This is a genomic window from Prevotella sp. MGM2, from assembly GCF_002933955.1.
Lineage (GTDB): Bacteria > Bacteroidota > Bacteroidia > Bacteroidales > Bacteroidaceae > Alloprevotella.
This window is the reverse complement of record NZ_BEWW01000273.1, coordinates 1-20,163: the sequence shown is the minus strand read 5'-3', so window position 1 is coordinate 20,163 and position 20,163 is coordinate 1. Positions and strand designations below refer to the sequence as shown.

Annotated in this window: 15 protein-coding genes and 1 tRNA gene; 10 read left to right on the top strand and 6 right to left on the bottom strand. The window is 47.1% G+C overall.

Annotation, left to right across the window (positions count from 1 at the left end; genetic code table 11):
• Positions 1-201: 201 nt before the first annotated feature.
• Positions 202-993, bottom strand: a complete 792-nt coding sequence (locus tag C5S62_RS07065) for a hypothetical protein (RefSeq protein WP_133159531.1) — start codon at positions 991-993, stop codon at positions 202-204.
• Between the two features lie 381 nt (positions 994-1,374).
• On the opposite strand from C5S62_RS07065, the gene C5S62_RS07055 reads away from it, so the two are divergent.
• The 3 genes from C5S62_RS07055 (at position 1,375) to C5S62_RS07045 (ending at position 5,183) form a co-directional block, all read left to right on the top strand.
• Positions 1,375-2,577, top strand: a complete 1,203-nt coding sequence (locus C5S62_RS07055) for a pyridoxal phosphate-dependent aminotransferase (protein ID WP_104404681.1) — start codon at positions 1,375-1,377, stop codon at positions 2,575-2,577.
• Positions 2,578-2,615: 38 nt separating this feature from the next.
• Positions 2,616-3,872, top strand: coding sequence for an ABC transporter permease (locus C5S62_RS07050; RefSeq protein WP_104404680.1), 1,257 nt, complete (start codon positions 2,616-2,618; stop codon positions 3,870-3,872).
• A gap of 390 nt (positions 3,873-4,262) precedes the next feature.
• Positions 4,263-5,183 carry a ribonuclease Z gene (locus C5S62_RS07045; RefSeq protein WP_104404679.1) on the top strand — a complete coding sequence of 307 codons (921 nt, stop codon included), beginning with the start codon at positions 4,263-4,265 and terminating at the stop codon, positions 5,181-5,183.
• Between the two features lie 157 nt (positions 5,184-5,340).
• On the opposite strand, the gene C5S62_RS07040 is transcribed toward C5S62_RS07045, so the two are convergent.
• Entirely contained in the window at positions 5,341-7,014 is a 1,674-nt protein-coding gene (locus C5S62_RS07040) for an AMP-binding protein (RefSeq protein WP_104404678.1), read from the bottom strand.
• Positions 7,015-7,160: 146 nt separating this feature from the next.
• Between C5S62_RS07040 and mltG the strand changes: the two genes are divergently transcribed.
• The 5 genes from mltG to C5S62_RS07015 all read left to right on the top strand — a co-directional run bounded on the left by mltG (position 7,161) and on the right by C5S62_RS07015 (position 12,987).
• Entirely contained in the window at positions 7,161-8,186 is a 1,026-nt protein-coding gene (gene mltG, locus C5S62_RS07035; protein ID WP_104404684.1) for an endolytic transglycosylase MltG, read from the top strand.
• A 113-nt stretch (positions 8,187-8,299) separates the two neighbouring features.
• A tRNA-Met gene (locus C5S62_RS07030) sits at positions 8,300-8,372 on the top strand.
• A 216-nt stretch (positions 8,373-8,588) separates the two neighbouring features.
• Entirely contained in the window at positions 8,589-10,028 is a 1,440-nt protein-coding gene (locus C5S62_RS07025; protein WP_104404677.1) for a CCA tRNA nucleotidyltransferase, read from the top strand.
• Positions 10,029-10,085: 57 nt separating this feature from the next.
• Positions 10,086-11,927, top strand: a complete 1,842-nt coding sequence (locus C5S62_RS07020; protein ID WP_104404676.1) for a U32 family peptidase — start codon at positions 10,086-10,088, stop codon at positions 11,925-11,927.
• 7 nt (positions 11,928-11,934) lie between these two features.
• Complete coding sequence (locus C5S62_RS07015; protein WP_104404675.1) at positions 11,935-12,987, top strand: hypothetical protein; 1,053 nt, start codon at positions 11,935-11,937, stop codon at positions 12,985-12,987.
• On the opposite strand, the gene nth is transcribed toward C5S62_RS07015, so the two are convergent.
• The 4 genes from nth to C5S62_RS06995 all read right to left on the bottom strand — a co-directional run bounded on the left by nth (position 12,951) and on the right by C5S62_RS06995 (position 16,660).
• Positions 12,951-13,604, bottom strand: coding sequence for an endonuclease III (gene nth, locus C5S62_RS07010; protein WP_104404674.1), 654 nt, complete (start codon positions 13,602-13,604; stop codon positions 12,951-12,953). The genes C5S62_RS07015 and nth overlap by 37 nt on opposite strands.
• 193 nt (positions 13,605-13,797) lie before the next feature.
• Positions 13,798-14,397, bottom strand: a complete 600-nt coding sequence (locus tag C5S62_RS07005; protein WP_104404673.1) for a uracil-DNA glycosylase family protein — start codon at positions 14,395-14,397, stop codon at positions 13,798-13,800.
• A 62-nt stretch (positions 14,398-14,459) separates the two neighbouring features.
• Positions 14,460-15,590 carry a DUF4421 domain-containing protein gene (locus tag C5S62_RS07000; RefSeq protein WP_172486110.1) on the bottom strand — a complete coding sequence of 377 codons (1,131 nt, stop codon included), beginning with the start codon at positions 15,588-15,590 and terminating at the stop codon, positions 14,460-14,462.
• 77 nt (positions 15,591-15,667) lie between these two features.
• Positions 15,668-16,660, bottom strand: coding sequence for a Gfo/Idh/MocA family protein (locus C5S62_RS06995; protein WP_104404671.1), 993 nt, complete (start codon positions 16,658-16,660; stop codon positions 15,668-15,670).
• Positions 16,661-16,723: 63 nt separating this feature from the next.
• Here C5S62_RS06995 and C5S62_RS06990 point away from each other — a divergent pair, with 63 nt between their 5' ends.
• Both C5S62_RS06990 and C5S62_RS06985 read left to right on the top strand, forming a co-directional pair.
• Positions 16,724-17,698 carry a hypothetical protein gene (locus tag C5S62_RS06990; RefSeq protein ID WP_104404670.1) on the top strand — a complete coding sequence of 325 codons (975 nt, stop codon included), beginning with the start codon at positions 16,724-16,726 and terminating at the stop codon, positions 17,696-17,698.
• A 6-nt stretch (positions 17,699-17,704) separates the two neighbouring features.
• The gene (locus tag C5S62_RS06985) at positions 17,705-19,999 is read left to right on the top strand and encodes a putative porin (protein ID WP_104404669.1); all 2,295 of its coding nucleotides are present in this window, start codon (positions 17,705-17,707) and stop codon (positions 19,997-19,999) included.
• Positions 20,000-20,163: the final 164 nt, after the last annotated feature.

Here is a 20,163-nt window from a genome sequence, read left to right as displayed (position 1 = left end):
CTCTCGAATTTAAACGACTGCACCGGAATTTCGGCTTGACCCTTAAAATGCCAAGATTCAATGCTGTTGTTGTGATCTTGTCGATTGCGGCCGTAGTTGTGTATGGTTTGCCGCTGTGCTTGATATGTGAAAGAGCCGGTCTGTTTCTTTGGGAGATGATTCTGAAAGCATGACAGTCCGGGTTTATTGATTGGAAGAGGGTCAGCGGCCGAACTGCCTGCCTGACCGGTTCGACCTGTCCTGTGCGGCATTGCCCTTTGTCTTCTTTTCATTATGGCTGGAACCGGAGGAGCCGCGTGAGGGCCTGCTATTGCCAGGAGTGCGTGACGGGCGTTTGTTTTCCGACGGCCTGCCGCTGTTTCCCGGCCGTGTGTTGTTTCCCGGCCGGTGTCCTTTGTTATGGTCAGGCCGGTTGCCGTTGCTGTGTGGCGGGCGGACGTTGCCGTGTCCGGGTCGGTTGTAGTCGGGGCGGTGTGGTGGTTTGGGACCTTTGTTGTGGAAATGGTCGCGCATGCCGCCGCCCGGTCGGAATGTCATGCCCCAGTAAGGGCTTCGGGCATTGTGGCCGCGTTTGTGCCATGAACCGCCGTGGTAAGATACATAGACTTTTGGACGTTCAAAATAGTAGTAGCCGCGCCGGTAACGGTCGAAAATGGGGAAATACCAGGCAGAACGTACCCACCTGATGGGGCGGAAAAAATAATCGAGGGAGGCGTAAAGCGAATATTGCCAGTCAAAGAGAATGCACCGCAGATCGGCATCGCGGAACTTCCAGTAGCGTCCGGAGGAATAGTCTGACGGGCTTCTGAGGCTCATCAGGTAGTCAAGGTTCACCTGATAGGCGCGGTCGTATTGCTCAGGGGTTAGATTTAACTCATAAGCCATTTTGTCTGTGAGGAACCATGCCCGCTGTCTGGCTTCTTCATAACTCATGGCACCGGCACTTACAGCCATCACCATTGGTATGAGCAGAGATAGGATGAATCGTTTCATAATTGTGGGATATTAATGGCCGTGACGGCCGGTTTCAACATTCTTGAGGGTTGTGGGCAAATGCTTTGTTTGGCAAATATTCTGAAAAACTACAGAATGGCCAAAAGTTTTCTCCGTTTTTTTGTACCCGACAACAATTTTATTGAAAAAACGCGCGATTTTAACAAATGCTGGAAACAAAGAGGCAGGAAATGTGCAATCAACATGACTGAAAGTCTGCATTCTTTCGGAATGTTTTTTTACAGACATCCTTCCGGATTCGTAGCGGCATGGTTCTCTTGTGGTGGCAGTGACGTGTTTTTAGAGTAGGCTGAGGCTTTGTGTGGAAATAATGTGTTATATTTGCGGGTGAAAAAGTATTAATTTGTAAGAAAAGAGAAAATGCCCAATATTTCAGAACGTGCAGTGGAAATGCCGGCTTCGCCCATCCGTAAGTTGGCTCCGTTGGCTTCGGCCGCCAAAGAGAGAGGCTTGCATGTTTATCATCTCAATATCGGTCAGCCTGATTTGCCAACGCCTGAGGCGGGGTTGGACGCTCTGCGTCACATTGACCGTAAGGTGTTGGAATACAGCCCGAGTCAGGGCTTTAAAAGTTATCGTGAAAAACTGACACATTATTACAAGCGTTACGACATTCATCTTAATGCCGATGATATCATCATTACCGCCGGCGGTTCTGAGGCCGTGCTTTTTGCTTTCATGTCGTGTCTGAACCCAGGCGATGAAATTATTGTTCCGGAGCCGGCTTATGCCAATTATATGGCTTTTGCCATATCTGCGGGTGCAAGAATACGCACGATTGCCACAACGATAGAGGAAGGTTTCGCGCTCCCTAAGGTCGAAAAATTTGAAGAACTCATAAATGAGCGCACACGTGCCATCCTTATTTGCAATCCTAACAATCCGACAGGCTATCTCTATACCCGCCGTGAGATGAATCAGATACGTGACCTGGTGAGGAAGTATGATCTGTACTTGTTCTCCGATGAGGTGTACCGCGAGTTTATCTATACCGGTTCGCCTTATATTTCCGCCTGCCACTTGGAGGGGATTGAGGAAAACGTGGTGCTCATTGACTCCGTGTCGAAACGTTACAGCGAATGCGGCATACGCATCGGTGCCCTTATCACAAAGAACGCGGCAGTGCGTGAGGCTGTGATGAAATTCTGTCAGGCCCGGTTGAGCCCGCCGCTCATAGGGCAGCTTGTGGCAGAGGCTTCGCTCGATGCAAGTGATGATTATGCCCGCGAAGTATACGATGAATATGTGGAGCGCCGCAAATGTCTTATCGATGGCCTTAACCGCATTCCGGGCGTTTACTCGCCCATTCCGATGGGAGCTTTCTACACGGTGGCCAAACTGCCTGTAGATGACGCCGAAAAGTTTTGTGAATGGTGTCTCACGGATTTTGATTTTGAAGGGCAGACCGTGATGATGGCTCCAGCCTCTGGTTTTTATACCACACCGGGTGCCGGGCGTGATCAGGTGCGTATCGCCTACGTTCTTAATAAGGAGGACTTGCAGCGGGCATTGGCTGTCCTGCGTAAGGCCCTTGAGGCTTATCCCGGTCGGACTGAAGCCTGAGTGTGTAGTAAGGATATTATAGTGCAGGATTGTTTTACATGGGATTGTCATCTTTTTTAGCTAAACGTTTTTATGCTTCGGCGGCGCACGACAAGAACCGGCGTGCCACCGGGCTGGCTATCCGCATCGCCACAGTCGGTGTGGCGGTCGGGCTGGCCGTCATGCTTGTGTCTATAAGTGTGGTTAAGGGGTATCAGGAAGAAGTGAGAAACAAACTCACAGGCTTTACGTCTCATGTGGAGGTGCTCGACATCCGTTCGCTTTCCTCTCCGGAAAGCTATCCTATAGCCACAGATCGTGAACTGGTTGAACAGGTGAAGCGGGTGCCCGGTGTGACGCGTGTGGAGCGTGTGTCGCAAAAGATGGGCATATTGAAAACCGAAGAAGCCTTTCATACCATAGTTCTTAAGGGAGTTGGCAAAGATTATGATCTTGGTTTTATACGTAGTCAGCTGGTGGAGGGGAAAATGCCTTCTTTCGGGAGCAGTTCGGGTAGTAATGAGGTGCTTGTGTCGCGTTTACAAGCCGAAGAACTGGGCTTGAAAGTAGGAAGCCGGGTTTATGCTTATTTTATTGGAGATGATATTAAACTGCGGCGCTTTACGGTGTCTGGAATTTATGAGACCCATCTTAACCAGTTTGACGATTATTTTGTGTGGGCCGATATTGCCACCGTGGGACGACTTAACGGTTGGCAGGATGACCAAAGCAGTACCCTTGAGGTGTATGCCTCTGATTTTGATGATGTCGACCGCGTGCAGGTGGGTGTCGGGCATCTGCTGAATGGCAGGACAGACCGCTATGGGGTGCCTTATAATTCGATGTCTGTCAAGGAAAATCCCCGTACCGGTTCGGTGGTGCAATGGCTGTCGCTGCTTGATTTCAATGTCTGGGTCATATTTGCCCTGATGGCAGGCGTGGCTGGCTTTACGATGATAAGCGGTTTGCTTATTCTTATTTTGGAACGTACAGGAACAATAGGCGTGCTTAAGGCTATCGGAGCCACCAATATGCGTCTTCGCCATACTTTCATTCTTTATGCCGCCTTTATTGTTTTGCGCGGTATGCTATGGGGGAATGTTGTCGGATTGGGCATTATTGCCGCTCAGAAATTCTGGGGGATAATCAAACTCGATCCGTCAAAATATTATGTTTCAGAGGCTCCGGTGGCCTTTGAACCGTGGTGGATAATAGGTATCAATGCGGGTACGCTTATCATCTGCGTGCTGGCCTTGGTCATTCCGAGTTTTGTTGTGTCGCGCATCCAACCGGCTAAAGCCATTCGTTTTGAATAAAAAAACAATTTGGACTTTGATATATCTGTAACTTTTTATGACCTTTTCAAGGTTTGAAAATGAAATGACGGGTGTCGGGTGAACCAAGGGCTGTATTGGAATTTCAGTTCGAATGTTTGAAAAACTAATGGCAGTACGGTAATTTTGAAGATAGAATAGATAGGAAACAAACTGCTTGGCATCCTTTTTGGGGGGACAGTTGGTCTTTTATGTGAAAAAGCGGAACTTTCTCTTTGAAAATCCCGCTCTGCTGTTGCAGGATACAACATCCTGACAGCAAGAGCAAGAAGTGTTAAAATGGGGAATCGTGTTTTGTTGGGCTGGTGTATGATTCTTTGGGAATAGATTTGTATCTTTGCCACAACACGGTAATGAATATGAGAGAGTGTTATGGAAAAATTCGATTTGCATATATTGGGTTGCGGCAGTGCATTGCCTACAACAAAACATTTGCCGACCTCGCAAGTGCTTAATATCCGCGAAAAACTTTACATGATTGATTGCGGAGAGGGAACACAGTTGCAGTTGCGTAAGTCGCGTTTGAGTTTTTCGCGTTTAGGCCATATTTTTATTTCACATCTTCATGGCGACCATTGTTTTGGTTTGCCGGGACTGATTTCTACTTTTGGCCTTTTGGGACGGACGGCACCGCTTGATATATTCGCACCGTGTGAACTTGAAAGGCTGTTGCGTCCCTGGATTGACTTTCATTGCGGCGGGACAGGTTTTGAAATCAGATTCCATACTTTTGACACTCGGGTCAGTGAACTTATTTTTGAAAACCGCTCTTTGAAAGTAACAACCATACCGTTACGTCATCGCATGCCGTGCAGTGGCTTTCTTTTTGAAGAAAAGTCTGGTTTGCCTCATATTCGGCGCGACATGATGGATTATTTGAAAATTCCCGTATGTGAATTTAATAATATCAAGCTTGGAGCAGACTGGATACTCCCTGACGGTACCGTTGTGCCTAATGACAGATTAGTGTTTCCAGCAGAGCCGGCACGTCGTTATGCTTATTGTTCCGATACGGCCTTTTTGCCGGAGAATGCAGCATTGGTGCGTGGGGTGGACTTGCTGTTCCATGAGGCTACTTTTGCCGAGACGGAAGCCAGACGTGCGGCTGAAACCTTTCATTCTACAGCCGCTCAGGCTGCCCGATTTGCCAGTTTGGCTGAAGTTCGCCGCCTTGTGATAGGCCATTTCTCTTCACGATATGAGGATGAAAAACAACTGTTGGAGGAAAGTCGCAGTATTTTTGAGAATACCGTCCTGGCCCGTGAAGGAGCTTGGTTTCGTGTGAGGGAATAGAGGGGGTACAACAAATAGGATTTTGCCCACATATACCGACCGGATGAGAATATTGGCTGTTCTTCCCATCCGGTCGGTATGTACGAAAATAAAATGACTTGTGGTTTGCTGGCGGTAAAATCTTTATGTCAATTTTGTTGTATATGGGGTACTGGTATCATATCTCGGCATCGGCATAAAGAAAACGCTTGATACTTCTTTTGGGAGTTTTTTCAAATTCCTCTTCGAAAATCCGTATGCCTGACAGTTGCTCATAACCGGCAACCATCGTGTTGAGGTCTTTGCGGTTTTGTTCCATAACCGAACGTAGCCCGGCCTCGTCAAGTCCGGCTTTTGCCGCCTCATCGTAGTCAGGGTGCACCAGTCCATAGAGTTTTTCTCCCTTTTGAATGACTATGCTCTCGTTAACGTATGGAAGCGTGTTGAGCTTATCTTCAATTTCTTCGGGGTAAATGTTTTGTCCCGATGCTCCCAGTAGCATGTTCTTGCTTCGACCGCGGATGTATAAGTACCCGTCTTCATCCATTATACCTAAATCGCCGGTGTGATACCATCCTTCAGCGTCAATGGTGGCGATTGTGGCTTCCGGATTTTTATAGTATCCTAGCATGACATTGGCACCTCGTGTGAGAATTTCGCCAACTTCGTTCTGGGGGTCGGTTGAGTCGATCTTTATTTCCATGCGCGGAGCGGCCTTTCCGCATGACCCCGGCCGGAAATCTTGCCAATCTACGTAGCTGATGATGGGGGCGCATTCAGTGGTGCCGTAACCAACGGTGAAATTGAAGCCGATTTTGTATAGAAACTCTTCAATCTCGCTGTTGAAAGCCGCACCGCCAATGATTATTTCGTAGAAGTGTCCGCCAAAGGCATCGACAAGTTGTGTGCGGATGCGCTCACGTATCTTGTTGTTGATAACAGGGAGTTTCAGCAATAGTTTCATGCTGACTGTTTGTAGTTTTGGCAATACGGACTTCTTTATTATTTTTTCAATGATGAGCGGAACGGAGATGACGATGTCGGGTCTTATTTCGGAAAAAGCTGTAAAGATGACTTTGGGCGAAGGTACACGTGTGAGATAGTAGACGTGGCAGCCGTGCATGAACTCGAATATGAATTCGAAAGCCATACCATACATGTGAGCTAGAGGCAACATTGAAATGACGTTGGCGCCGCTCTTTATTTTTCCACCCAGAGCTTCGCGGGCAAACAGAAGGTTTGACCACAAGGCGCGGTAGGGGATGAGAACGCCTTTGGAATTACTGGTAGTGCCTGAAGTGTAGTTGATGAGCGCCAGCTCTTCTCCATCGGTAGTGTGGCGATAGCTGACGTGCTCTTTGCGGAAGTATTTGGGGTATTTGCGGCCGAAAATCTCGTTGAGGTGTTCGCGTGCGTTGGTAAGTGATTCTGTGCGGCTCACGAGTAAAGAATAGTCGGGTATGTAAATGATGCCTTCCAACCGTGGCATTTCTTCAGGAGTAAGTGTTGGCCACACCATGTCACCGGCGAAAAGCAGCTTGGCTTCGGAATGGTTGACGATACCATGCACTTGCTCTGGCTTGAATTCGTGAAGGATAGGGACGGCAACTGCGCCATAACTTAGTGTGGCAAGAAAAGCCACCGCCCAGTGGGCGCTGTTACGTCCGCAGAGAGCTATTTTGTCTCCAGGCTGTATACCGGCGTGCTCAAACAGGATATGAAGCTTTTCTATCTTACGTGCCACGTCTTTGTATTGCAGCGTACTGCCTTTATAGTCGGTTAGGGCATCAAGGTGCCAATTCTCCTTGATGCTGTTTTCAATGTAGCTGATAAAATCTGTGTATGTTTCCATGAGAGGAAAAATTGTCTGATTAATAGATTGTATCAAATCGGCACAAAAGCCGTTTGTTTGTGCAAAAATAGCAAAAAATGTTGGATGTAGTGTCTGTGAGTATGATTAATTTGTACTTTTGTCTTCTATTAAACGAATTAAATTTCATGAAGAAGCAAAAGAAGAGGTGGTTTGTGCTGATTGGCTATGGATTGGCTGTTGTAACGATAGTTGTGGGGTGTTGGTTGTTTTTAATGACATTCAGCTCTTCCAAACAGCATTCTTATATATATATAGACAAGGATGATACTGTAGATTCTGTTTACGCAAAAATAGCAACAGCAGCAGCTCCCCGGCAGATGTTGGGGCTGAGACTCGCTGTGGGGTTCACTGGCTATGCAGCTCATGTGGTGCCGGGTTGCTATGATGTTGGCGGTGGTGTGAGTACGTTCCGTTTGTTCCGTAATTTGCGTGGTGGTCGGCAGACGCCCGTGAATTTGACTATTCCCAATGTGCGTACTATGGAGGATTTGGCGGCACGGTTGTCAAAACAGTTGGGTGTAGATTCTGCTACCTTGGCTAATGCTTTTTCCGATGAGGCTCTTTGTGAGAAAATGGGTTGCACCGTTGCCACATTGCCTTGTCTTTTCATACCTGATACTTATGAGGTCTTTTGGACCATTACGCCGGAACAGTTGTTGGAACGTATGAAGAAGGAATGCCAGGCCTTTTGGACCGACCAGCGTAAGACAAAGGCCTTGGCTGCTGGTTTAACTGAAGAAGAAGTCATAACATTGGCTTCTATCGTAGATCAGGAAACTGCTGTTAATGCAGAAAAAACAATGGTGGCGGGTATGTATTTAAACCGATTGCGGAAAGGAATGAAACTTCAGGCAGATCCGACAGTAAAGTTTGCTTTGAGGCAATTTGCTCTTAAGCGTATTATGCATGAGCATCTTACTGTAGATAGCCCTTATAATACTTATCGCAATGAAGGACTTCCTCCAGGTCCGATATCTATTCCAAGCCGTTCCAGCATAGAAGCTGTTCTTGATTACTCACGGCATGACTATATTTATATGTGTGCTAAAGAGGATTTTTCAGGGACTCATAATTTTGCTGTTACTTATGAGGAACATTTGAAAAATGCAAAAAAATATGCTAAGGCTTTAGATAATAGAAATATACATTGATTTTTGAAGTAATGGAAAGAGGATGTGGTGAAGTTTTTTTAAAAAAAGAGCTAGAAAATTTGGTGGTAATCATAAAAAATACTAACTTTGCACTCGCAAATGAGAAATAATATCGCGGAGTGGAGCAGTTGGTAGCTCGCCAGGCTCATAACCTGGAGGTCGTTCGTTCGAGTCGAGCCTCCGCAACTTTTACCGAGATAACAAGCTTCAAGGCAAGTTATTTCGGTATTTTTCTTCTTTTAAAGACCAAGGTATCAGATGTTTCTTGGGGCGAATGTGGTTTTTCTGTTTCTTTGGCACAGAAAGAGAATGTCGCAGGTTGTTTGGAAGGGCGCTATTAAGTTAAATTTTTGGTTTGTTGCGTGTATTGGCGTAACTTTGTATGTGAAAAAGAATAGTAGAATGAATTACTTGACTAAAGAGCAGATTTTAGGAATCCTTGATGATGATATATTCAAGTTATTGACGGTTACAGCTGATAATTTGAATTTGGAGTGTTATCTGGTCGGCGGATATGTGCGTGACTTGTTTTTAGGACGCCCTACTAATGATATTGATGTTGTAGTGGTCGGGAGTGGTATTGTTATGGCTGAAGCTTTTGCAAATGCGCTTGGTAGAGGCGGTCATCTTTCAGTTTTTCGGAATTTCGGTACGGCTCAAGTCAAGTGGCGCGGGCAGGAGATAGAATTTGTGGGCGCACGGCGTGAAAGTTATTCGCATGATTCCCGCAAACCGGTGGTGGAAGATGGTACCCTTGAGGATGATCAGAACAGACGTGATTTCACTATCAATGCCATGGCAATCTGCCTGAACAGTGATAGACGGGGTGAACTTATCGATCCGTTTGGGGGGGTGAAGGATTTGGAGGAAGGGTTAATCTGTACTCCGCTTGATCCTGATATTACGTTTTCTGATGATCCTTTACGCATGATGCGTTGTATAAGATTCGCCACACAATTGAGATTTACTATAGAAGACGAAACTTTTGACGCTTTACAGCGAAATGCAGAGCGTATAAAAATAATCAGCAGTGAGCGCATTATCGAAGAATTGAATAAAATAATGTCAGCTCCACATCCCTCCTTGGGCTTTATAGAGCTACAACGTTGCGGCCTCCTGCCGCTTATCTTGCCGGAACTATCAAATCTTGATTTAGTTGAGGAAAAAAATGGTAAGGCCCATAAAAACAATTTTTATCATACTCTGGAAGTGATCGAAGGTGTTGCTGCAAAAGGAGGAGGTTTATGGTTGCGTTGGGCGGCATTGCTTCACGATATAGGCAAGCCTAAGAGTAAACGGTGGGAAGTCGGGACTGGATGGACATTCCATAATCATAATTATTTAGGCGAGAAGATGATACCTGCTGTGTTCCGTCGTCTGAAACTTCCTATGGATGAGCGTATGAAGTATGTTAAGAAATTGGTCGGATTGCATATGCGCCCTATTGCCATTGCTGATGATATAGTGACAGACAGTGCTGTGAGGCGTTTGTTGTTTGACGCTGGTAATGATATAGATGATTTAATGACACTCTGTGAGGCTGATATAACCAGCAAGAATGAGGTACGTAAACGTAATTTCCTTCAAAATTTTCAAACGGTACGTGTAAAACTTAAAGATATAGAAGAGAAAGACCGTATTCGTAATTTTCAGCCGCCGGTGGGAGGAGACGAAATTATGCGGCTTTATAATTTGCCTCCTTGTCGTGAAATTGGCGCACTCAAGAGTGCGTTGAAAGACGCCATTCTGGATGGGCATGTTCCTAACGAATATGAAGCTTGTCTTGAATTCATAAAAAAACGTGCGGCATCCATGGGGCTTTTTCCTGTCGTATCTCAATAATGGGTATATTGGTTTCTTTTTGTTTTTTAGTCCATTAATTCTTTTATAGAGTAACAGTTGCGGAATATGCGTTCTATCGAGTTGTTGTCACCGGCAAAGAATTTGACATGTGGTATTGAAGCGATACGCCACGGAGCGGATGCAGTATATATAGGTGGTCCGGCTTTTGGAGCCCGGCAGGCAGCTGGCAACAGCATAGAAGATATTTCAGAACTTTGTCAATACGCTCATATATTTAATGTTAAGGTTTATGTGGCGCTTAATACCATATTATATGAAGATGAATTAGAAGAGGCCCAAGAGGTGGCATACGCTCTTTATAAAGTCGGAGTTGATGCTCTTATTGTACAGGATGCCGCTTTGCTGGAATTGGACTTACCGCCTATTGCCTTGCATGCTTCTACTCAAATGGATAATCGTACGCCTGAGAAGGCATGCAGGTTGGAGGCCGAAGGATTTTCTCAAATCGTTTTGGCGCGTGAACTGTCATTGCAGGAGATTTCCGAAATTCATCACGCTACTTCTTTGCCTTTGGAAGCTTTTGTACATGGTGCGCTGTGTGTAAGCTACAGCGGAAGGTGTTACGCTTCGCAATATTGTTTCGGGCGTTCGGCCAATCGTGGAAATTGTGCACAATTCTGTCGGCTGGCTTTCGATTTGGTAGATGAAGAGGGAACGATCATTGTGCAAGGTAAGCATCTTCTCTCTTTGCGCGATATGAACCGCAGTGCATCACTTGAAGCTATGATGGATGCCGGCATATCTTCATTCAAAATAGAAGGAAGATTGAAGGACATAGATTATGTGAAGAATGTAACCGCTTTTTATCGAAGAGAGATAGACCGGATTCTGACACGTCGTTCTGAAGATTTTTTCCGAAGTTCATGGGGGACTACTGTTGTTAAAGGATTTATTCCTAAATTGGAACGAAGTTTCAATCGTGGCTTTACCGATTATTTTTTACACGGCAGAGACATTGCTCCTATTTGCAATGTCAACACTCCTAAAGCAATGGGTGAAAAGATAGGGCGTGTAAAAAGTGTTTTGAGGGGAAGTTTTACGATGGAATATATTTCTGATGATGTTAAGATAAATGCTGGTGACGGGTTGTGCTTTATCGATAAAAACGGAGAGTTGCAAGGATTTCGGGTCAATACTGTTGCCGGACAAAACATAGTGCCTCCGCAGATGCCGGTTCTCTTTGTCGGTGCCGTTGTGTATCGCAATCATGATCATGAGTTTAATAAAGCGTTGCAAAACAATACAGCGGTAAGAAAGTTGAGTGTCAGTATTCGGCTGGAAGAGTTGGATAAGGGATATGAATTAACTATGTTTACTCGGCATGGACGCTTGGCGGGCAGGTTCTTTGAGTGTGGAAAAGAAGTGGCGCAAACTCCTCAGTGTGATAATATAAAGAGAGTGTTAAGCAAATTAGGTGATACGCCTTTCGAATGTCATGAGGTTGTTTTGTCAACTCAAGGTGAGCGTTTTATCCCTTCATCGTTGCTGGCAGACTGGCGTAGGCAAGTTGTTCAGGCACTGTTAATGACAATTCGGGAGAAGCATGTTCGGGAAAAAAGGCGTTCCGCTCAGCCAGCCCATATTGTTCTACCCGATACATTAGACTATAGCGCTAATGTTGCTAACAGCAAGGCCGATGCGTTTTATCGTAGTCGTGGCGTCAGACAGGTAGAACCGGCCTTTGAGCTCGGAAGGCCGCAGGGAAAGAAATGTCTTATGACTTGTCGTTTTTGTTTGAGACATGCCATGGGAGCTTGCCTGAAAAATAAAAAAGAGGAAAAGGCGCGGCGGTGGGCACTCCGACTGCCTGATGGTCGTCGTTTCCCTTTGGAGTTCAATTGCAAGGATTGCATTATGACTGTTCATGCCCCTCAATAACGCGAATATGACACAAATGAATGTAAAACGTTGTAAGTTTTTTACGCGTAGTTTTTTGCTGCTGATGGTCATTGCCGTAACCGCTTGCCATTATCCTCATAAAGAAGACCGCTGGGTTTCTGCAGATGAGCATAAAACGGATTCCGTAGCATTCAGGGAAATCCACCATTATTGGTGTGGTGAGAATTTTGTGGCAGTCGATTCTTTCTTTATTCAGGAAAGGCAACCTGACGCTCATTTCGCTTATGCCCAGGATAATAATATAACTGTCAGAAAGGGCGATGCGATGGTTGTTCAGGAAATTGTTCCCGACACACAGTCTTGCCCTGGAACTTATTGGATAAGAATAACTACCGTCGGTAATCCCGAAAGCGCTGATGCGGTTCAAACTCCCCGTAACGGTTGGGTGACGGAGAAAATTCTTTTGTCACATTCTGTTCCTGATAGTCCTATTTCCAGATTTATTTATATTTTCAGCAACCAGCGTCTTAAGCTGGTAATGATTTTCATTGCCTCCGGTTTGCTTTTGTATATATTGCAAGCTTATCGCCGCCGTCATATTTATCTTGTTTATTTTCATGACATTAACAGTTTCTATCCTACACTGCTTTGCATGATAGTAGCCGGTGCGGCTTTACTCTATCAGAGTTTGCAGGAACTGGTTCCCGAAACATGGGTGGAATATTATTTCCATCCGACACTTAATCCGCTCAATCCGCAACTGCCGTTTGTCATGAATGTTTTTTTGGCGGCAGTATGGTTGATTATTTTTATAAGTATAGCAGTGGTTGACGAATTGCGTCAGTTGCCTAATTTCACACAGGCAGTGATGTATATCATCAGCCTGTTTGGTTTTTGTGCTTTTCTTTATACTGTTTTTACGCTGTTGCCGCCTTTTCCTGCCGGCTATGTGGTTTTGCCGCTTTACTGGATCGGTTCAATCCTCTATTTTAAGTTGCGCCAGCGTCCGATGTATTTTTGCGGTTTTTGTGGCAAAAATATTCCGGACTTGGGAAAATGTCCTCATTGCGGTGCTGTGAACAAACGATCTTTGCTGTGACAGAGATGATTGATGCCGCATTTGTCGCAAAGCGGGCGCCGTGCTTTGCATACATAGCGGCCGTGTAGCAGCAACCAGTAGTGTGCTGCCGCCACCTTGTTTTCAGGAATGTAACGCTTAAGGGCCATTTCCACACTGTAAGGTGTGGTGCACGTCGGTGGCACAAGGGCCAGCCGGTGGCTCACCCGGAATACATGCGTGTCTACCGCCAGTGCTGCTTTACCAAAAGCTACGGCCTGAACAACGTTGGCCGTTTTGCGGCCAACTCCCGGCAGCAATGTAAGCTCTTCAAGCGTTGAGGGCACTTGGCCGTTGAATTTTTCTACCAGCATTTGCGCCAGTCCCACCAGATGTTTGGCTTTGTTATTGGGATAGCTCACGCTTTTTATGTATTCGAAAATGACTTTCGGGGTCGCCAGGGCCATGGTTTCTGCCGTGGGGTAATCCTCAAAAAGTTTTGGGGTTATGAGGTTCACGCGTTTGTCTGTGCATTGGGCTGATAGCACCACGGCCACCAAAAGTTGAAACGTTGTGCCATAGTCCAGCTCCGTTTCGGTGTCCGACATTGTTTGCTGAAAATAATCCAGTACAGTTTTGAATAATTCTTTCTTACGCATAAGGTGGTTCTATATTTTTCAAAAAATAACACGGTCAGGATTTTGAATAGAATGTATGAATCCCCGTTTGACTGGAAGCAAAGATACAAACCTTTTCGGAAAGTCAGGAATATTAAAAAACAGTTTACGCCGAAAACATCTTTTCCTTCGTGGCTCTAAGAACCTGTCGCGGAAGGTACTGGAAACTGTCCGATCATAATAAGGATAATTGTTCAAACATTTTACGGTATGTCTCAGCTTTTTTCGGTAATGCCAGAGGGTAGGCACGGCTGCTGCTGGGCATTCTGAAGAATGTGAGTTGCCGGCCGGCATGGAAGAAACTGACACTTCCGCCTATCGTAGGAGGCTGTAGGGCAAAGAGACCGCATAAGGTGTCTGTTGCCTTTTTGCCGGTTGTGACAACAGCTGTGCATTGTGGCATGGCTGCCAGCATATCCTTGACATCTGTTGGTGTGACGATTTCCAGAAAATCATCGGAAGCGTTGTCGCGCAGGCGTCTCACTGCTGTTGCCGTGTCGTACAGGGCTATGCCCTTGTGTTCGGCAAAGTCAGTGATTTTCTGTTGGTCGAAACGCTTGTGAGGGATATCCACAAAAAAGTCTTTGTCGTTTTCGAATATCAAACCCATGATTCGCCACATGTCATTGGTGAAATTGGGATAAAAGAAATCCATCGACCATCGGTGGCGGGGTGGGGGAAAACTTCCCAGCATCAGCAGTTTGGCTCCCTGGGGGATGAATGGACGTAGCGGGTGGTGTTCCACCGGATGCAGGCTGTCAGTTGTTTCGTTCATATCGGTTCTTTAAGCGGACGGGGCTTAGGTCTGTCTTTGAGAAGCCCGAAGTTGGCGTATGTTTATTTGTTGCGGTATTGTCGTTTGCGGTGGAAGGAAAAACCGGCGTAGATGTTGAGATAATTCACCATATTCGTCATCGAAAAGGCTTCTTTATTATAAGCCAGAATATGTGAAATGAAAGACGCTCCGGCAAACCAACGGGAATTGTTCCATACCAGTCCGGTGCGCGTAATGAAGTCGAATTTAAAATTTCTCACGCTGAACCAAAGCGATTCGCCGCTCAGCTTTTCTCCTTTGGCCTGTTTGAAACCGATTTGCGGGGTGAGCGACACGGAAAAAAGGAAGTTGGGCGCAAAAGCCCAGTTGTAGGCATATCCGCCGTTTATATTATAGGTGCGGTAATTGATGTTGTTTACTTTAAGTTCGTCAATCAGAGGACCATCATCGCCTGTGCCTACCAGCTCATAGGGCAGGCGGCGGTAGTCAAACTTAACTTTTTGATGGGCATAGCTGACGCCTAGAATCCACGAACCGCAACTTTTCCGCTGGACTGTGCTTTGGGCAAAGGCTGCCGGAAAGGAAAAATGCCGGTGGTTGAAAACATAATAGGCGTTGAGGCTTGCCGTATAGGCGTCCAAACCGGAAAAATTGCGTCCTGTCACGGCTTGGCTCACTGTTTCGTCGAATCCTGTCACCCGTTTTATTGTGAAATCACCAGTATTACGGATATAAACCAGGTCACATCCTAGCATGGAACTGTAGAGACTCAGGTTGAACTCAGTAGTCTTGACGGCTTTTCGGAGGTGGCTGACGTCAAACGTGTATCCTAGAAAAATCCATCGCCAGCCGAAATAAGGGCCTATCTTAAGAGTGGGAGAGGGCGACAACTTCAGCGTCTGTGTCTGGCCGTCAGCGGAGGTGGCCCGTAACTGGTATAGTTGATAAAAGTTTGTGTTCTGCAACATCGCCGTATAGTTGTAGTAATTCGGCGTAATGTAATCGGTGTCATAATCGTCAAAGTTTTTGATGAACCGATAGAGAAAATTCCCGGTTCTTTTGACTTTTTCCTTAAAGTTCAAGGATTTCACACTGTCGGTCACCGTGTCGGTGTGCAGGCTGTCCGGGGATGTGATGTCCGGTGGTATGTTGGAATAGGGAGAGCCGTGACTTTCAGGAAAAACAAAAGCCATGGACAGAAGTATGACAAAAGTCCACACCGGATTCGGTGATAAGAAAACAGAATGATATGTCATTTTTGAAAAAGACATCATAATTTGCCGAGAATGCGGTCGACCACCCAATTGACCGATGTGGCGCTTACACAGTCACACGTACAGATGGCCTTGTTCTGCAAATGTTCTACAACAAGTTTAATCAGTGGCAGTTGCACATATTGGGGATTATCTACCACAAACTCTTGGCGGCCTTCAACCGTATGGAGTACGATAGGAGCATACGTGAACACCGAAAAACTCAGTGACCCCCGGTCGCCGATAATCTCTATCCGGTCCTCCTTGGCACTTTCGTGTGCCACGAAACACCAGGAACCGGAGCCGGGCAGTCCCGAGTCGGCAAAACGGAAACATGCGCTGACGGAATCCTCCGTATCGTACAGACCGCCCAGATTGGCCGTATAGCCCTCAGCCTCTATTATCGGGCCGAACATCTCTTGCAGCAGGTCAATTTGGTGGGGGGCCAGGTCGTAGAAATAACCGCCGCCGGCAATGTCCGGCTGTACGCGCCATGGCAGGTTGGTCCGGTTGTAGTCCAGGTCACGCGGAGGAACGGCAAAGCGTATCTGAACATTGATGACATTGCCTATGGCGCCGGAGGAAACCATCTCCTTCACCTTCAGGAAATAAGGAAGATATCGCCTGTAGTAAGCCACAAAGCACGGTACGTTGGTCTTTTCGGCAATACGGTTGATGCGGCAACAGTCCTCATAATTCGAGGCCATGGGCTTTTCAACGTAGACGGCCTTTCCGCTTTTCATGGCCATAATGGCATAAGTGGCGTGTGTTGACGGTGGTGTGGCAATGTATACGGCGTTAACGTCAGGATCATCTACCAGCCGCTGTGCGTCATCATACCAGCGTTTGATGCCATGACGTTCGGCATAGGCGCGTGCCTTGTCGTTGTTGCGGCTCATCACAGCAACCACTTTGGAGCCGGGCACCTGAGCAAAAGCCGGCCCGCTTTTCTTTTCGGTCACCTCACCGCAGCCGATGAAGCCCCATCCGATTGTTAAGTTCTCTGACATAGGAGCAAAGATAGCATTTTTTTAATTAACTTTGTCCGCTGAATAAGAAAAAGAAAATACCACATGGTTATGTTACCTGATGTTAAAGACAAGACCGAAGAGTCGGTACGGGAAACGGGAAATAAGGCTCCTGTATTCCCTAGGTATGAAGGATATAGTATAAAGAGAAGTATTTCAGAGGCTTGGAGGCTTTTTTCGGAAAAGCCAATCCGGTATGTCATGAAGTTGCTTCCCGCCCTTTTGCTTGCGGGGATAGGAGCTGTTTGCGCTGCCGGAGCCGTTTGCCATTTGATGGCTGACCACCTTGTTCCCGCATGTGTGTATGCCGATGCGGGTGTGCCGCGCGATTTGTCGTGGGCACAGTTTAAGCCTTCTACAGCCGCGTGGGTGGCCTATGGCGCCGTGTTTGTGGTTGGCATAGCCGTTTGCTGGTGTGTCAAGTGTTGGGTATGGACACTTGCCGTGTGTGAGAAAAAACAGGTGAAAGCCGTTTTTTCTGATAAAAAATATTTGAATACCTTATTCCATACGGCCGGACGCCTTTTTGTCTACGACATTTTTCAGTATCTCCCGCTGTTGGTTGTTGGGGGAGGTGTTATTGCCGTTTCCAGTGTGTGGTCGCTCTGGTGGTTGCTGGCTTTCCTGCCTTTTTATGTCGTTATCACGATTGTTTCTGCTCCCGGAAGAACAGCCCGCATACTGCAAGAGGTGCCTTTGAGGCAGGCTTTACGTCGCTCTTTGAATATCGGTTTCCGTGATTTCGGAGGACTCCTGATTGTGAATCTTCTTACCGCTATTCCTGTGCTTGCGGCAGTTTGCGCCTTATTGCTTCCTCTGGTCGTTTATCCGCTTGCCGTCTCTGCCAATGCCGTTAATCCGCTCATTGGCTCTGTGTCCGGTATGCCTTTGGCCGTTACGGTGTGTTTTGCCATTGCGGGTGTCGTTGTCTTTGCTTTTGTGGCGTTTCTTTTTTCATTGAGAATATGGCCTGTCATGTTCAAAACCTGGTCAAAGTCTGCCAATCATCACAATTCCTGATTCAGAATGAATTTTCCCCAACCTTTCAGAGCGGCGGAGCGGAATGGAAAAATCCGCTTCCGTAGTGGTCGCCTTTACCGTTTGTTTAGTCTGTTGTCTTTGTGGATAATCATGGTCTTGACCACAACCGGAATGGCGCAGATACCTCGTAATCTGGCCGGTGGTGTGCCGGCTTTTCAAACGGATGGCAAGGAAAAAAATCCTTGGGCGGAAATGGACGACGATAGCATCAGGACTACGGATGTTCCTGTAGGACTGAAGGTCTGGACCATAGATCCGGATTTCGGAACCCCTCGCTCAGCCCGGCCCGACACGCTTTCGCACATGTTTCAGAACGATGCTTTCACCTACGGGCGTACCGGGCGCTATAATATATTGGGCAACCTCGGCTCGCCGCGCCTGAGCCGTATTTTTACAGACCGGATGGTGACGATGGGAGGCAACCCGTTTATTTTTGCGCAGCCCTATGATTTCTTTATCACACAGCCCGGGCAGTTATTGTTCACCAATACCAAATCGCCTTTCATGAACATCACTTACCACGAGTGCGGTAATAAACAGAATGGGGAAGACCGTATTCGCGGCGTCTTCTCCACCAATGTCAACAAGCGCCTGGGATTGGGGTTCAAGCTCGATTATCTTTACGGACGGGGCTATTACAGTAGCCAGTCCACCGCCCATTTCAACGGCACTCTCTACGGTTCCTATCGCGGAGACCGTTACCAGTTGCATGCCATGTATTATGCCAATCACTTGAAAACGGCCGAGAACGGCGGCATAGAGAGCGATGATTATGTGAAGCGTCCCGAAAGTTTTCCCACCAGATATGGGACGGCCGACATGCCCACGCGTTTGGACAAGACGTGGAACAAGATGAATGTCAATACTTTTTATCTTACCCATCGTTATAATCTGGGATTTGAGCGTGTGACGGACGGGGAGGGCCGTGTTGTGAAAAAAAACACACCGGTGCTCAAGGGTAAATTGCTCAGCAGCGCCGTTGCCTGGGAAGACACCCTTAAGGCCACGCCCTCCGTCGGAGGGCGGATGACAGCCGACAGTGCCGCTGTCAGGACCACAGTTTCGGCGGATGCGGCGGCTGATACGGTCAGATATAATTATCATTTTGTTCCCGTGGCCAGTTTTCTTCACACGGCCCGTATCGACCATAACAACCGGCGTTTTCTGTCAAACCGCATAGAGAATGCCGGCAATTCGGCTTATTTCAACGATTTTTTTCTTCCGGGAGATTCGGCCAACGACTTTACTTCAGTTCTCAGCGTGAACAATTTGCTGGCTTTCGAACTGCGTGAAGGCTTCAATAAGTGGGTGAAGTCCGGTTTGCGACTTTATGCCCGTCATACTTTCGACCGTTTCACGTTGCCTGCCCTTCAGGAACGTCGCGACACCTACACCGAAAACCATGTCACTCTGGGAGCGCAACTGTTGAAGGAACAGGGGCACTTTTTCCACTACGACGTGAGAGGTGAGTTGCGCACGTCGGGGAGCGACTGGGGAGAATTTAATGTGGAAGGCCGCGCCGACTTTAATGTGCCCCTTTCCGGCGACACCTTGCAGATCAATCTTGACGGCTATGTCCGCAACATGGAGCCGTCATTCTATTTCCGGCACTATCATGCCCGCAATGCCTGGTGGGACGTGGACTTGGATAAGGAGTTCCGTGCCCGTGCCGGCGGAAGCATCGGTTATAAGCGTACAAAAGTGTCGGTGCATTTCGAAACTCTTCAGAATTACACTTATTTTGCAGAAAGGCAGGTGCCTTACACAGCTTCCGACGGCCGCAGCCTGGCGCGTTACGGTGTGGATGTGAGGCAGTTCTCGAAAAACGCGCAGCTCATGGCCGTTACCCTGAATCAGGACTTTACGTGGGGCATACTCAATTGGGAGAATGAATTGACCTGGCAGATGACATCCTCTAAAGATGTTTTGCTCTTACCGGTTTTTTCCGGTTATTCCAATCTTTATCTGCGTTTTCGCATAGCCAAGGTGCTGGCCACTGAATTGGGAGGGGATGTCCGCTATTTCACGGCTTATTACGCGCCGGCCTATTCGCCTGTTATAGGGCAGTGGTGTGTGCAGGATGCGGGTCAGCGCGTGAAAATCGGCAATTACCCTACGGTGAATGTTTATGCCAATTTTCATCTGAAGGATACACGCTTCTATGTGATGGCCTCGCATGTGAACTATAGCAGCGGCAGCGGCAACCCTTTTTGGGCACCCCACTATCCGATGAACCGTTTGGTGTTCCGTTTGGGCATATCGTGGAATTTCTTCAATTAAGGCAAGCCTGTTTCCGGTTGTCTTCTTTTGTTTAGGCCGCAATAGTCTGTGTTGGTCCGGAGCGTCGCAAAGTCCGTTTTGACGGGCCGGTATATTCTATGAATTCAGAAGGAAAAAGTCATGCGGCGCATTTTAACACAATTTGCTTTTGCCTCGAAAATATC